General features: G+C 61.8%; 16 protein-coding genes. 5 read left to right on the top strand and 11 right to left on the bottom strand.

Annotated elements, in window-relative coordinates; genetic code table 11:
* Positions 1–143 precede the first annotated feature (143 nt).
* Entirely contained in the window at positions 144–1,538 is a 1,395-nt protein-coding gene (gene phaZ, locus LFL96_RS26810; protein WP_281003721.1) for a polyhydroxyalkanoate depolymerase, read from the top strand.
* Here phaZ and LFL96_RS26815 read toward each other — a convergent pair whose 3' ends face one another.
* Positions 1,539–1,973 (bottom strand): cupin domain-containing protein, encoded by a 435-nt coding sequence (locus LFL96_RS26815; RefSeq protein WP_281003722.1) that lies wholly within the window; start codon positions 1,971–1,973, stop codon positions 1,539–1,541.
* 141 nt (positions 1,974–2,114) lie between these two features.
* Positions 2,115–2,726 carry a flavin reductase family protein gene (locus LFL96_RS26820; RefSeq protein ID WP_281003723.1) on the bottom strand — a complete coding sequence of 204 codons (612 nt, stop codon included), beginning with the start codon at positions 2,724–2,726 and terminating at the stop codon, positions 2,115–2,117.
* Between the two features lie 246 nt (positions 2,727–2,972).
* On the opposite strand from LFL96_RS26820, the gene LFL96_RS26825 reads away from it, so the two are divergent.
* Entirely contained in the window at positions 2,973–3,521 is a 549-nt protein-coding gene (locus LFL96_RS26825; protein WP_281003724.1) for an RNA 2'-phosphotransferase, read from the top strand.
* A 313-nt stretch (positions 3,522–3,834) separates the two neighbouring features.
* On the opposite strand, the gene LFL96_RS26830 is transcribed toward LFL96_RS26825, so the two are convergent.
* The 8 genes from LFL96_RS26830 to LFL96_RS26865 all read right to left on the bottom strand — a co-directional run bounded on the left by LFL96_RS26830 (position 3,835) and on the right by LFL96_RS26865 (position 10,293).
* Positions 3,835–4,476, bottom strand: a complete 642-nt coding sequence (locus LFL96_RS26830; protein WP_281003725.1) for a hypothetical protein — start codon at positions 4,474–4,476, stop codon at positions 3,835–3,837.
* A 30-nt stretch (positions 4,477–4,506) separates the two neighbouring features.
* Positions 4,507–4,962, bottom strand: coding sequence for a hypothetical protein (locus LFL96_RS26835; protein WP_281003726.1), 456 nt, complete (start codon positions 4,960–4,962; stop codon positions 4,507–4,509).
* Between the two features lie 184 nt (positions 4,963–5,146).
* Positions 5,147–6,022 carry a 3-hydroxyacyl-CoA dehydrogenase family protein gene (locus LFL96_RS26840; RefSeq protein WP_281003869.1) on the bottom strand — a complete coding sequence of 292 codons (876 nt, stop codon included), beginning with the start codon at positions 6,020–6,022 and terminating at the stop codon, positions 5,147–5,149.
* A 317-nt stretch (positions 6,023–6,339) separates the two neighbouring features.
* On the bottom strand, positions 6,340–6,609 hold the full coding sequence (locus LFL96_RS26845; RefSeq protein ID WP_281003727.1) for a hypothetical protein: 270 nt from the start codon (positions 6,607–6,609) through the stop codon (positions 6,340–6,342).
* A gap of 72 nt (positions 6,610–6,681) precedes the next feature.
* On the bottom strand, positions 6,682–6,942 hold the full coding sequence (locus LFL96_RS26850; protein WP_281003728.1) for a hypothetical protein: 261 nt from the start codon (positions 6,940–6,942) through the stop codon (positions 6,682–6,684).
* A gap of 91 nt (positions 6,943–7,033) precedes the next feature.
* Entirely contained in the window at positions 7,034–7,192 is a 159-nt protein-coding gene (locus tag LFL96_RS26855; RefSeq protein ID WP_281003729.1) for a hypothetical protein, read from the bottom strand.
* 398 nt (positions 7,193–7,590) lie between these two features.
* Positions 7,591–9,474, bottom strand: coding sequence for a hypothetical protein (locus LFL96_RS26860; RefSeq protein ID WP_281003730.1), 1,884 nt, complete (start codon positions 9,472–9,474; stop codon positions 7,591–7,593).
* Positions 9,475–9,606: 132 nt separating this feature from the next.
* A complete protein-coding gene (locus LFL96_RS26865; RefSeq protein WP_281003731.1) occupies positions 9,607–10,293 on the bottom strand; it encodes an MgtC/SapB family protein in 687 nt (228 codons plus the stop codon).
* A gap of 204 nt (positions 10,294–10,497) precedes the next feature.
* Between LFL96_RS26865 and LFL96_RS26870 the strand changes: the two genes are divergently transcribed.
* Positions 10,498–11,607, top strand: a complete 1,110-nt coding sequence (locus LFL96_RS26870; protein ID WP_281003870.1) for an AGE family epimerase/isomerase — start codon at positions 10,498–10,500, stop codon at positions 11,605–11,607.
* 363 nt (positions 11,608–11,970) lie between these two features.
* Entirely contained in the window at positions 11,971–12,174 is a 204-nt protein-coding gene (locus LFL96_RS26875; RefSeq protein WP_006047528.1) for a cold-shock protein, read from the top strand.
* A gap of 111 nt (positions 12,175–12,285) precedes the next feature.
* On the opposite strand, the gene LFL96_RS26880 is transcribed toward LFL96_RS26875, so the two are convergent.
* On the bottom strand, positions 12,286–13,908 hold the full coding sequence (locus tag LFL96_RS26880) for a methyl-accepting chemotaxis protein (RefSeq protein WP_281003732.1): 1,623 nt from the start codon (positions 13,906–13,908) through the stop codon (positions 12,286–12,288).
* A gap of 318 nt (positions 13,909–14,226) precedes the next feature.
* Here LFL96_RS26880 and LFL96_RS26885 point away from each other — a divergent pair, with 318 nt between their 5' ends.
* Positions 14,227–14,661, top strand: a complete 435-nt coding sequence (locus tag LFL96_RS26885) for a PaaI family thioesterase (RefSeq protein WP_281003733.1) — start codon at positions 14,227–14,229, stop codon at positions 14,659–14,661.
* Positions 14,662–14,699: the final 38 nt, after the last annotated feature.

The raw sequence follows: 14,699 nt of genomic DNA on the forward strand, positions 1-14,699 counted from the left end.
GCGGCAATTCCGGCCCGTTGTCGCTACACGCGCAAATGCTATGCCAATGCGTGACAACGGTTGAGCGCGTGTCCCGGTGCGATTGGCACATGACTTGCCTTGCAGTGGGCTCACTCCACTCTCTTCAGGCGCGTGCGAAGGTTATGAACCTGCTCGCCTATCCCGCTTACCAGGCGTTTGCCGACATGATGCTGCCGATGCGTCACGGCGCGGCGTTGATGATGCATTCGCTGGACACGTGGCCTGCAATCGGCGCAACGTCGCAAGGACGATCGCTGCGCGCGGCCTGCGAGTTGATGACGCTCGCCGGGCTCACGCCCGTGCGGCCGCCGTTCGATATCGACAGTGTGGTCAGCGAGGGCAAGCCGGTCAGAATCGTCGAGGAAGTGGCCGCACGTACGCCGTTCTGCTCGCTGCTGCATTTCCGCAAGGACGCTACGCTCTCCACGCGGCAACCGCGCGTGCTGGTGATCGCGCCCATGTCGGGGCACTTCGCCACGCTGTTGCGCGGCACCGTGCGCACGATGCTCGCCGAACACGACGTGTACATCACCGACTGGCACAACCCGCGTGATGTACCGCTTGGCGAAGGCCGCTTCGGCTTCGACGAATTCGTGGGGCACGTGATCGACTTTACGAATGCGATCGGGCCTGGCACGCATATGCTGGCGGTGTGCCAACCGACGGTCGCCGCACTGGCCGCCGTCGCATTGATGGCTGCGGACGATCACCCCGCGCAGCCCGCCAGCATGACACTGATGGCCGGGCCGCTCGATACGCGGATCAACCCGACGCGCGTCAACGAACTCGCCAAAAGCAAACCGCTCGACTGGTTCGAACGCAACCTGATCAGCGCGGTGCCGTTCGGTTTCGCGGGTGCGCAGCGTCGCGTGTATCCGGGCTTCGTGCAGTTGACCGCGTTCATGTCGATGAATCTCGGACGTCATCTCGACTCGTTCGAAACGATGTACTACGAACGCGCGAAAGGCGATCCCGCGAAGGCCGACACGATTCACAGCTTCTACGAAGAGTATTTCGCGACGATGGACCTCACTGCCGAGTTTTATCTGGAGACCGTGGATGCGGTTTTTCAGCGGCACGCGCTGCCGTTGCATGCGCTTGAGGTCGCGGGACGTCTCGTCGAACCGTCGACAATCCGGCGCACGGCGTTGCTGACCGTGGAAGGAGAAAAGGACGATATCTGCGCGGTCGGACAGACGCTTGCCGCGCAGGATATGTGTGACAAGTTGAGACCGTATCTGAAGACGCATCACGTGCAGACGGGTGTCGGACACTACGGCGTCTTCAACGGACGGCGTTGGGAACGGCAGATCTATCCGCGCGTACGCGCCGTGATTTACGACAACGAACCGCGCGCGGTGATGGTCAGTTCGAAGGCACGGACGATCCAGCCGGTGCCCGCGGCGACGGCGGCCGAGATGACAGCGGCCGCGCCGGCCGCGGCAGCGGTGGCGGATGATGTGCCGGTGACCGGTGCTTCGCTCGGCGATGACGCTAGCGCTGGTGGTGGGGATTAATTAAGCCGCCACGCTTTTCCAAGGCGTCACGGCCGGTACATCGCATGGACCGTCGACGTCGATCGATTTGAAGTCGGCCGGCGACACGATCTCGATGTACTCCATGTCCTCCGAGTAATCGAACAGATAGTGGACGATGCCCGGCGCCTGATGCACGCAATCGCCGGCGGCGACGAGCGTCTCCTTGTCGCCGTACATGAAGCGCGCCCAACCCTTCAACATGATCACGATGTGGAAATCGGCCTCATGACGGTGCCAGCCGGTGCCTTGCTCTGGTGCGTGATTCGCCTTCACGAGCTGCGCGAGTACCTTGCCGCCGGTCGCCTGCGCGATGCCCAGGTCGCGGTAGAGAAAGAAGTCGCGCAAGCCCTGATCCTCGTAGGACGTGTCTTGCGGACGGATGTGGCTGAACTGCGTGGCGAATTCGGTGGACATGATCGCGCTCCTGGTGAGTGAGCCGGCTGGTGAAAACGACGCGGTGGAGCGTCGGTTGCAAGCATCAAGCGGGCCAGTTGCGCGGGGTTTGCGAGGGTCGGTGCGGAGGGCTTAGTGCGGCTTAGCGCAGCTTTTGCAGGGTTATGCGCGAGGGCGGATCATCTGGAACATGTCGCCTATTTCCGCGTAGTCGGCACGGTAGCCCGCGCGCATGATCGGCTGCGCGGCGTGCGTGTCGAACAGACCGTCTTTCAGATACGCGTCGTTGATGTGCACGCCGACCACCTGGCCGAGCGCCAGATAGTTGTCCATCGGTGCGCCGTCTATCGTGTGCAGACGTATGACCTGCAACAGTTTGCATTCGAGCGCGGCCGGCGACTCGGCGACGTGCGGCACGTTCACGTTGCGGCCTGGCGCGGGCGTGAGTCCGGCGAGGTCGAATTCGTCGACGTGCGACGGGACCGATGCCGATGAACGGTTCATCTGCTCCGCGAGCGGTTTCGACGCGAGGTTCCAGACGAATTCGCCGGTGGCTTCGATGTTGGCGATGCTGTCCTTGCGGCCCTCGCTGCTGAAACCGATGATGGGCGGCGAGCTCGCGAACGCACCGAAGAAGCTGTAGGGCGCGAGATTGAGCGTGCCTTCGGCGTCGCGTGAGGAAATCCAGCCGATCAGGCGCGGGGCGACGATGGCTTTGAACGGGTCGTGCGGGAGGTTGTGGCCGTTGGCGGGGTTGTAGAAGTGGTGGGGCATGGGCGGGGGCTGTGGGGTGAGGAGGGGTAGTTATACCGCAGAGAGGCGGGGTTTGCTGGGGAGGGATTGGTGGCAAGTTCTACAGGCTTTAGATTGTTGCCGTGATTTACAGGCTATCGCTTGTATTCGTGCGATACAGTCTAGGGACTGTATGAGGCGGGCGATAAGCGCATGGATGACGGGGGTGTCAGAATTTCCGTGTTCAAGGCGCGCCGCTCTTAAAACGCAATGACACCATCAATTCATATGGACAAGAAACAACTCGACGAAACCAGCAAGTTCCTTAGTTACATCCTCCGTCATGAACCGCAGACTATCGGATTACATCTCGATGCAGAAGGGTGGGCCGACATTGATTGTTTGATTGCTGGAGCCGCCGGGCAGCGACGAGTACTCGATCATGCAATCATTCGGGAGGTCGTCGCGACCAATGATAAAAAGCGATTTGCGATTTCCGAGGACGGTCAACGCATCCGCGCAGTACAAGGGCATTCGACTTCAACAGTTCAGCGGCAATACGTCGAGCAAATACCCCCTGAAGTTCTTTACCATGGCACGGCGACGCGTTTTCTCGCGTCTATCTTTGAAGAAGGCCTGAAAGCAGGTGCTCGTCATCATGTGCATCTGTCGCAGGACATGACTACGGCTCTGTCTGTGGGGCAACGGTACGGCAAACCCGTCGTGTTGAAAATTGAAGCTCAGCGAATGCATCAACGTGGCTTCAAGTTTTTTCTAGCTGAGAACGATGTCTGGCTGACCGATGCTGTTGCAGTTGAGTTCATACGCGAAATCTGACGAACTACTCCTGCTATTTCGTAAGTAATGCGGCGACAAAACTGTCCCGAACAGTGCGATCAGACCAACGATACACTTGGTACGTCAGGCTTTCTCGTGCCCAGATGGTCCCGGTAATGCTGTAAACGTAAGTTAGCAATCCACGTCAATCTGTGGCAGTTCACCAAGGTAATAGTTCAATTCAAAATCGACGAACATTCGCTTATCCAATTCTGATGAGTTGGTTCTTGCGGTTGTCCAGATAAACAGCGGCCATTCCACAGAGCGTCCTTTACTTTCCATCAAGTCTTGGCATCCAGGTTCCGCAGAGGTTCTACCTTATCAAAGCCCTGCCGATGAATTCGTTCGAGACGGAAGATATCTCGGTGGAACCGTACGTTATGCGGATACTGTCCTGCGAACATACAACAGTCGCGCCAGCCGGAAGCGCCAAAAAAGGAATAATTTTCTGATGGCTAACTGCGATCTCGAACAATGAGCAATGCCTGCCGTTGGACCCTTGATACGCCTCCTCACGAAACAGCCAACCCGAATCGTTTCCGCTGGACTCATCCCGGGTCATGACAAACTCACCCGATGCGCCGAGAAAATCCGGAGAAATGATGCCTGACTGTCTTAAGGATGGAAAGCTCGGCTCAATGTCGACTTGTGCGCACACTTCTCTCTGCAGGATGAGGTCGCGGACGGTGCTATTCGCCCCTCGAATCCACGTGACAGGCATGACATCGAACCGAGGCTCCCATATTTCCAGATCGCCTTGCGCATCTGTCGTCAGCTTCACGAGCGTCCACCCGATCTGAACCGTCTCGTCTGGACGAAACACAACTCCGCGCTGAATCTCATCCTCAAAGTACGACAGTAACCACTTCGCTTGGGCGTCAAGGCCCAGGTTGAGCGCTAGTACGATATCTGGATGGCCATAGTTTCGCGGGAAATTCGTCCGATAGTTTTTCATAGGTGAGTGTTATTGCATGCCGCTACGCCGCTACCGCGGATCCTTTTCGGGAAGCCAACCATCCTCAATCCGCTTAACGAGCAACGTATCGTTCCATGAACCTCTTATAGGTAGCCGTCGTTGTTCATCGGTGAGAGTACCGATCTTCCATTCCTTCTCTCCGTCCCACAGCCACCATGTCTCAACCTTGCTGGTCGACGGATCCACGACACCCGCTCGAAAGATGGGCGGCTTACGAGCATGTTCTGGTATCGGACGATGCACGATTTTTCGCACAATCCCCTGCTTTAGTGCGACAGTGACCGGAAAGAATATCCAGAAATTTGTTTCGCAATCGATAAGCCCATCCCATTCCAGCGGCTGATCTGGAAATGTACCTGGAAGCACCCGGATCAACGAGCCCATGGGAGCAATCTTCTTCACGAACTGGAAATATGCGTCCCCGTTCGCAGTCTTGATAGCAAATACATCTCCAGCTTTAACCATCACACGAGCTCCAGATTTTTGCGCTCCCGATCCTCACTACTGAAGAATATTCTTCCGGACTCACTGTGCGGTAGACCGTCGTTGTTCCATGGTTTGCGGCATCAGGTTATTTACGACTGCGGTCGAATTCGCATCCCCGTCAAATTACATATTCAATCCAATTACGGCCAATGACGCAATTTGATTATTCTCGACCAATCACCCGTTTCCGGCCTGCCTTAACGCGATTCAGATGCGCATCGTCCCAGTCATAGAATCCGGCACCGGTCCGCACACCAACGCGTCCCGCTTCGACCTGGCGGCGCAGAAGATCCAGCACGTCCTCATCCTTGGCCAGCTCCGGCATCAGATGCGACGCAATGTCGAGAAAGGTATCGAGGCCGCCCATGTCCGCGCCTTCGAACGGCCCGACGATTCCCCAGCGCCGTCCCAGCGACGCCTTCATCACGCGATCGACCACATCCGGCGTCGCCGCACCGGAGCGGACGATATTCAGCGCCTCGCGCAGCACCGCGAACTGCAACCGATTGCCGACGAAACCCGGAATCGCTTTCGCCAGCACGACGGGCTCCATGCCGATCGCGCTCATTAGGTCCGCGGTGCGTTGCGTCGCCTCGGGTGCGGTCGCGGTGCCGGGCACGACCTCGACCAGCGGAATCATGTGCGGCGGATTCCAGAAGTGCGCGATCAGAAAACGCTCTTTCGCTTGCAACGGCGCGGCCAGCGCGTCGGGCGGAAAGCCGCTGGTATTGCTGGCGAGAATCGCATCGGCGGACAACAACGGCGTCAGCGCTTCGTACAGCCGATGCTTCAGTTCGAGTACTTCCGGAATCGCTTCGATCACGAATTGCGCCGAGGCCATCGCATCGAGTTGCGCGTGCGTTTCGATGCGCGCGAGCGCTGCCTGCTTCGCGGCAACGTCGATGCGGCCGGCGTCGATCAGCTCGTCGAGCACCGCTTCCGCTTTCGGCGCGACGCTTGCAAGACGCGCTGGATCGACGTCGTGGACGAGCGTCCGGTGGCCATGCAACGCGCTTTGCGTCGCGATGCCGACGCCCATCAGTCCCGTGCCGACTATGCCTATCGCTGCCTTGTCCACGCCGTTCCCCATTACCGTCGATGAAAGCTAGGCAGCATAGCGCAGCGCGTCGAACCGCGCGTTGACGCGGGCGCGGTCTGCGGCGGATGTTTTTGCGGGGGGGCTCATGGGCTCTTGTCTTGCGGCTTTGTCTCCCGTCCTTGTCTTGCTCATTTGTCTCGCGCATTTGTCTTGCGCACTGGCAAACGGCCGCCCAAACGTGACAAAGCCGGTCTTCCGCGAGGAAGGACCGGCTTTGTGGATTGCACGCCGCACGAAGCGGCGTCGTCATGCGCGCATTAATAGCGCGGCGGCGGACGATGGTCGTCGTGGTGATGCGGATCGTAGTCGTGCGGGTGATGACGCATCCAGTCGTCATGCGCCCAGTAGCGATGACCGTCGTAATAACGATCGCCGTGCCAGCCGATGTTGATCGACACGCCCACCGGGATCATCTGCGGTTCGCCGTACACACGTTCCTGAGCGAAGGCGCTGCCGGCTGCCAGCAGCGCGCCGCCGGCGAGCAGCGTCGCAATGATCGAACGCGATGTCTTGTTAAAGGTTTTCATAGTGACCTCCCATCAAAGTTTGGTATCCAGGCTAGCGTCCAGTGCGGTCGACCGCGACCTGCGGTGGCAGGCTCAACCAGACGCCGTACGCTTGAGACCAACTTTAGCGGCCCAAACCGCGTGAAGACGTGAGCACTTGTAAGCGCTGGTTTCAATGATGGGGACCGATGAATGATGCGTGGAATCGCTTTCAAGACGCACCTGCAAAGCCATGCGCGCGGGATCGGGCAAGGTAAGTGTCAGCACCCTGTCAGCCGCCGTTACATTCATTTCGGCCAGGAAATATTCGGTGACGCGCCAGTCGCGAATCGTCGGCCAAAAAACAAAAGCCACGGTACGCATTTCGCGAACTGTGGCTCAAATAGTGCGCGCCCGAAACGCGCGCCTGTACGCGGTAGTCCGCGCTCAGGCCTCTACGACCTCTTTAGTCGCTCAGCTTGATGCCGAACAACGTGGACTGTGCACGACGCACGCGGTCCGCTTCACGGCTACGCGCTTCATACGAGTAGTCCGAATCCAGCGGCAGATGAGGCGACGCAAAGAGGTCGCTGACCTTTTGGAACAAAGCGAAAATGAAGCTCATGGCGACTCCCGGTTGGTTACTGCATTGACTAGGGTTTTCCCTTAAGAAGAGATTATAGGGTTTTCCCTAGGACAAAGCTAGTGCAATGCAGCAATTTCTGGGGTGTGGTGCGTTGTCACAACGTGTTTTTAGATGGTGCGTCGCACCATGACAACGTCCCCGTTTTTTGAGATTTGGGGCCGGGAGGGAAAGTGGCGCTCTGGGGCTGAGGTTGGCGGCAATCGGCTAGGAAACGCCGGGAAAGCGATCGTGCGAGCGCCGAAGAGCGGGGCGCCCGGCGCGGCTAACCGTGGCATTAAAAGCATGAGGATTTGTGTGTTGATCCCTGAAGTGCCGCGCATTGCACGCGGACGGACCATCAGCGGGTCGACGGCGCGTCGGCCGTCGATTTCAACGAGTTAGTGCGTGCCAGCCGACTTCGGCTTGTGCACGTGCTGCGCGGCATGCGCCGTACGTTTCGCGCGAACCGGTGCGGCAGCGGTCTGCTGAGGCGTAGCGGAAGCGGCCGACGCTGCGGCAGCGTTTGCGGCGACGGCATCAGCCAGTGCCTTATGCGTATCGAGCAGATTCGTCATGGCCGACTGCTGGCTCTGCATCAACTGTTCGATGCGTTGCTGCTGTGCCGTGGTTTCGCGCGTGAGGCGCATCAGCAGCACGGTTTGCGTGATGCCGATCGCGACCGTCCCGAGCAGCGCGCCCACCACCACCGGCAGCAACCACTTCATGCGACGCGAGTGATCGTCCGCCGCGCGACGCTGGTCGGCGATCACGCCGTAAAGCGCGTCGACGGTATCCGCGAAGGCGGTCGCCCGCGCGCGATCCAATTCCGGCGCGGCGCGCAATGCCGCGGCAGCAGCTTCGGCGCGGCGCGCCTCGCGCCAGGACTCGGCGAACGCCGGGTTCGATTGCGCGGACGCGGCGGCGTCGAGCGACGCGCTGACGCCCGGTTGGGCGTCAGCGGATGCCGTGGCGGTCGAGACGGCGGCGGATGACTTCAGCGCGGCCTGTGCGGTTGACGCGCCTGCGCCGATTGTCGCAGCAGCGTTTTGTTGGGCGGACGCGCCGTCGACTGCGCCGACCTTCGGGCCGCCGTTCACCGGACCCGTGTTCACACCACCGGCACGCGCGCCGCCCGTCACACCCGACTTCTCACGTGCGTTTGCACCAGACGTCGTTTCGATGGTCGTATTCGCTTTCACGCCCGGCAACGTGCCGACGTTGTTGCCGGCGACTGCGTCAGAGCCCTTACCCGCAACCACATTCGCGATCGCGTTCGCTTTCACACCGACGACGTCCGCATGGACATTCGCGCTGGCCGCCGTGCTGTCGTTCGGGCTTGGGTTCGGGTTTGAGTTTGCGGTCGCATTTGCAGCCACATTGCCTTCGCGCGCCGCCGTCCCGCTACTCGCGCTACTCGCGCCAATCGCGCCCGCATCCACAGCGCCTTCACGCGCCGCCGCGGCCGCTTTACCGAACGTCGCGTCGAATCGCTGCGTCGGCGTGACGTCGGCCGGCTTTGTGGCATTCGAGGCCGCTGTGGCCGTCGACGGGTCTTTCGCATCCTTGCCCGCAGCCGACTCGGCGGCCTGGCGCAACGCGGTCACGCTACGCGCGACGGTCGCCGCGGCCATGGCGGGCGTGAGCGGCACAGCCGCATCCCGCTTCGCCGACGAAGGCGACGAAGCCGACTGAGCCAAAGCAGCCGACCTCGCTCCAGCCTCAGAAACAGAAGTCGACCCCGCCACACCCGCGACCTTCCCCTCCTTCTCACCCGCGTCCACCTCACCCGCCGGCTTCGCATCCGCCAGCGCCGCTTCCACCGCCGCCTCATGCGCAGCCGTCAGCGGCAACTCCCCGCTGACCCCGAACCCCGGCTCCATCTCCAGCCCGCTCAACAGCCCACTCACCGGCACCGGCGTCGGCTCTTCCGGCTTCGCCACCCGCATCCCACGACGCGCCACGCGCGCGTCCATCAGCGCGCCATCGCCCGCGTCGATCACGCCGACGGCGGCCAGCACCACTTCCGGCAACTCGAAACCGTGCAGCGTGCCCTGCCGGATGTCGATGTTCATCGCTTCCAGCGTCGCGCGGGTGGGATCGTCGGGGAACAGGTCGAGCGTGCTGTCGTCGCGAGCGGCGTCGCTCAGTTGCGCGAGGCGTCGCGCGGAGCGCGCGGCGCGCGCCAGTTTGTTTTCGGTTTCGGTCGAGACGGTGGCCTGGCGTCGCTTCTTCGAAGCGGCGCGCGAAGGCCGGGACTGCGTGGATGCTGCGGAATCTGCCATAGAGAAAAAAGCGGTCGTCGCCGCAAAGCGGGCGCCGAGCACCGCTCGTCAATGCGTTGGAATTTTTCGAGACCGCATTGTCGCATGGCCGCCCATGCCCGCCGAAGCCATTCGCCGACGATTTTCGCCTTTTCAGGACGACACTTCGTCCTGCCGGAACTGCCTGACGCCATGCAATTGCCGCAAGCGCGAGCAGATCGCCTCGTATTCCGTGTTCGACACGCGATGCAGCGTAATCATGACCTCGTCGCACTCGGGCGCGTCGTCGCTCTGCTGCATCACGAATTGCTTGACGCGTGGGCTCGCGGCGCCGAGTTCGTCGTGCAGCGAGTGGAACGTCATGCTGCCGCGCTCGACGATCATCGACACCTGACGCCGTTGCTTGACGGTGATGAAGCGGCGCTCGAGCGGCTTGATGCCGGCGAGGATGATCAGAATGATGATCGTCGCCGCGATCGACGCCGTGTACAGCCCGCCGCCGACCGCCAGCCCAATCGCCGCCACCGACCACAAGCTCGCTGCGGTCGTCAGCCCGCGCACGATCTCGCCGCGCAGCAGAATCGAGCCCGCGCCGAGAAAGCCGATGCCCGACACGACCTGCGCGGCCATCCGCGACGGATCGAGCACCACGTGTTCGCCAGTCAGCACTTCGGCAAAGCCGTAGGCCGACACGATCATGATGAGCGCCGAGCCGACGCAGACCAGCATGTGCGTGCGCAACCCCGCCGCCCACGAGAGCCGCTCCCGCTCGAAGCCGATCACGCTGCCGAGCGCGGCGGCCAGTACCAGCCGGGAGATGAGTTCGAGATTCCCCAACATCGTTTTCCTCCTTGTCTTTCATGATTCGAAGCGATTGCCGCTTCCCGGCCGCAGTGCCAAGCCGACCCGTTTGCTTTATCCTAAGCCGCACTTTGCGGCGCCCGCCGTTGCGGCGCCCGCAGTTGCAGACGCCGGGCCAACGCCCGGCCCGCCGATACAATCCGGCGCCGCTTCGCCATACCGTGTTTGATCCACTGAATGACTATGCACAGCATGAACCCATCCGCCGGCTCGACGGTCGCTCTCGCCGCCGCGCTACGCGATCACTTCGCGAACGTCGTGTTGCCCATGTGGCGCGGCGCGGGTTTCAATACCGCGTTGAAACTGCCGTACGAGGCGGTGAGTGCCGAGAATCGCCAGCCGCTGCCGGCCGAGCGCTATCGGGCGATGGCGTGCGCGCGGCAGTTGTTCGTGTTCTCGCAGGCGGGCGACGCCGGACACGCCCAGGTGCTGTTCGATTCGCTGATGCACACCTTTCAGGACACGCGGAACGGCGGATGGTTCTACAGCGTCGACGCGCAAGGCGCTCCGCTCGACACCACCAAGGACCTCTACACCCACGCTTTCGTCGTCTTCGCCTGCGCCGAATTCGGCCGACGCCACGGCAACCCCGACGCGCTGGAGACGGTGCATCGCACGTCGGCGCTGATCCAGTCCCAATTCGCCGCCGACGACGATCTGTTCAACGCCGCACTCAGCGCGGACTTCGGCCGCGTCACCGGTACGCCGGTCCAGAATCCGCTGATGCATCTGACCGAAGCATGGCTCGCGGCGCGCGAAGCCACCCGCGACAACGCGTTCGACGCCGCCTTGCGGCGCCTCGCGGGCGCCGTCGCGCGGCACTTCGTGCATGCGCCGACGGGTTGCATCGCCGAATTGCCGATCGACGCGGCGGACAACCGTCTCGAACCCGGCCACCAGTTCGAATGGTTCTGGCTGGTCAGGCAGGCAGGCGGTCTGTTCGACGATTCGGGCCTCGTCGAATCGCTGCAGCGCGCTTTTGCATTTGCGCGACAACTCGGCGTGGACGAGACAACCGGCGGCGTGTACGCATCGCTCGACGAAGCGGGCCAGATCAAGGACGCCACCCAGCGGATCTGGGCGCAAACCGAGTATCTGCGCGCGCTCGCCAGTCATGACGACGCGGCCGTACGCGCCGCGCTGCCCCGCCAGATCACGCTTTTCGAGCAGCGCTTCCTGCGTCCGGCGGGTTGGTTCGAGTGCAAAACGCCGGCTGGCGACGTCGCGCGTGCCGACATGCCGTCCACCACGCCGTATCACCTGGCCACCGCTTACGACGCATTGCCGTCCTGAACGCGTGCAAGCGCGCCTGTAGGTCGAAGCGCGCTCGCCTCACGACCCGAAGACGCTCATTGCCGAAAATTAGCTAACGATTCCATCAAAAAGCATAAAGATCGACGCTTTTACGACACACCCGTCGCCAAAAAGCGCTGTCAACGTTTTTCCTGGAAGCGTCATACAAAGCGTTTAACCTCCCGGCCGGAGCCTCTTTCCGCGCACCTTTCGGGTCTTCGAAACGTGCCGGGCCGGGGAATACCCGAATACGGGTTGATTGGCATCGATCTTTAAGACGTGATACAACTCCACCTTCGCGCTCGATCTCGCGTTGAGAAATAGCGGTCGCGAATGCAACACACAACATTTACTGGATTAAAAATGGCAACAGGTACTGTGAAGTGGTTTAACGATGCAAAGGGCTTTGGCTTCATCACGCCGGACGACGGCGGCGAAGACCTGTTCGCGCACTTTTCGGAAGTTCAAGGCAGCGGCTTCAAGTCCCTGCAGGAAAACCAGAAAGTGTCGTTTGAAGTCAAGCAAGGCCCGAAGGGCAAGCAGGCTGCAAACATCACGCCGGCCTAAGTACCTTCCGGTACGTTGAGCCACACTTAGGCGCTCGCGTCTAATGCAAAATGGCCCGCATTCGCGGGCCATTTTCTTTTGTCCGGCACGCTCTTTCGAGCGCTTCCGCGCTTAAATCGCGCGCAGCCCGGACAAGCCTGTTTCACCGCCGTCCATGCGAATCGCATCGAAATGTTGCGTGCGCAACACACTTTCCGAAATTTCAAACACGGACACGGCCTGCTTGAGTTGTTGCGTCTGCTGATGCAGCGAAGCCGCAGCGGCCGCCGCCTGTTCGACGAGCGCCGCGTTCTGCTGCGTCATCTCGTCCATCTGCACCACCGCCTGATTGACCTGCTCGATACCGGTGCTCTGCTCGAGCGACGACGCGCTGATCTCCGCCATCATCTGCGTGACGCGCGAAATCGATGCGGACACGTTGCTCATCGCCTCGCCCGCATGCTCGACCAGCGTGGAGCCGCCCTGAATCTCGGCGACCGACTCGCTGATCAGCGTCTTGATTTCCTTGGCCGACTGCGCGCTACGCTGCGCGAGGCCGCGCACTTCGCCCGCGACCACCGCGAACCCGCGCCCCTGCTCGCCCGCGCGCGCCGCTTCCACGGCCGCGTTCAGCGCGAGGATATTGGTCTGGAACGCAATGCCGTCGATCACCGAAATGATCTCGGCGATCTTGTCCGAGCTTTGCGCGATGCCGCGCATCTTGTCGACCACCTGATTGACCACCTCGCTGCCGCGCGAGGTCGCTTCGAGCGCGGTTTCGGCGAGCGCGTTGGCTTCGCGGGCGTGGTCGGCATTCTGACGCACGGTGGCGGTCAGCTCTTCCATGCTCGACGCGGTTTCTTCGAGCGATGCCGCCTGGTTTTCGGTGCGTGCCGACAGATCCGCATTGCCGGTCGCGATTTCGTCGGCGCCGAGGTGAATCGAGTCGGCGGATTCGCGCACGGTCTGCACGGTGCGCGCCACGCTCGCCTGCATTTTCGCGAGGCCCGAGAACAGGCGGCCGATTTCGTTGGTGCCGCGCGACGCGATCGGCTGGTCGAGGCGGCCTTGCGCGATGCGGTCGAAGTGGCGGCCCGCTTCTTCCAGCGGCGCGACCACGCCACGACGCAGCGCCGCGTAGACAGCGACGGTGCCCGCCACCAGCAACACCAGAATCGCGATGCTCACCGCGCGGAAGGTCGCCATGCGCGCATCGATCGAATCGAGCGACGCACGGCTCGCGGCATTGCCGAATTTCACGAAGTTATGCGACTCGACGAGGTACGCGTCCTGAAACGACTGCGTCGGCTGGTCGAGGAACGCCTGAATGTTGTTGCCGTCGAGGAACTGCGCGAGCTCCGACAGCGCGTCGTGGAGTTTCTTGTAGCGCTCGGCGAGGGCCGTCGCGCGGGCGGTGTTCTCGTCGCTGGTCTTCTGCGCGCTCATGAACGCGGCGAACGACTGGTCGGCGGCCGACAACTGCTCGCGCGCGTGCTGCACGATGTCGGTCGGCTCGCCGCCGCCGCGCACCATGCGCGTTCCGGCGCGCGACAGGTTGATGCGCGCGTCCATCAGGCGCTGGGTCGTTTCGTTGACCGCGTCCACCTGTTTCAGCGCGATATTCGACAGGTCGTCGACGTCGTCGTGCGTACTGGTGAGCGACCAGAAGCCCAGGCCGACCGTAACCAGCTGGAACACGCAGAAGGCGGCCAGAACACACAACAGGCCGGAGGCGACCTTGATCTTGCTGAACATCGTGAATACCTGAAGACAAAGAATGACGGGACCTACGTCAAGGGTTAACGGCAATACCGGACATTGCTTGAGATCAATATTCGACGAAGATCGTCTTACCGCCCCGTTTCATCGCTCAACTTCGCGATTCCTCCATTTTTCGCAACAATGCCCCGCACATTTTTCCGATTCACCTTGACGGGGTGCATCGGCGCTTCCTAGAGTGGGTAGGGATTGCTAAGACGCAACCAGGCGACAAGGCAACCGCGCAGCAGCGCGACTACACATCCACGCGCCGCCGTGCGAATCCCACCGCGGGCTCCGCCCGAAGGAACCACGATGACCGACCTCCTCGACCGGGCGCGCGGCGCGCTGCATGCCCAGCCGTTCAGCATGCTGCTGGGCGCCGAGCTGATGCACACCGGCAGCCAGGAATTGACGCTGTGCCTGCCGATCCGCGACGAGCTGAGGCAACAGCATGGCTTCGTGCATGGCGGCGTCATCAGCTATCTCGCCGACAACGCGTTGACGTTCGCAGGCGCGCTGTCGCTGGGTCCGAAGGTCGTGACCGGCGAATTCAAGATCAACTATCTGCGGCCCGTGATGAACGGCACGCTGATCGCGCGGGCCAAGGTGGTGTATGCCGGCCGCTACCAGGCGACCTGCCAGTGCGAGGTCTATGTGGTGGAAGGGAATCGCGAGAAGCTGGTGGCGGTGGCGCAGGGGACCATCAATCGCATCGGCGAGACGGGCGAGCACGAACCGGCGGGATGAGAAGACGGCTTGCCGGTCACGGTGCCGGCGCCGGTGAA

Origin of the sequence: Paraburkholderia sp. D15, from assembly GCF_029910215.1 — a bacterium.
Lineage (GTDB): Bacteria > Pseudomonadota > Gammaproteobacteria > Burkholderiales > Burkholderiaceae > Paraburkholderia.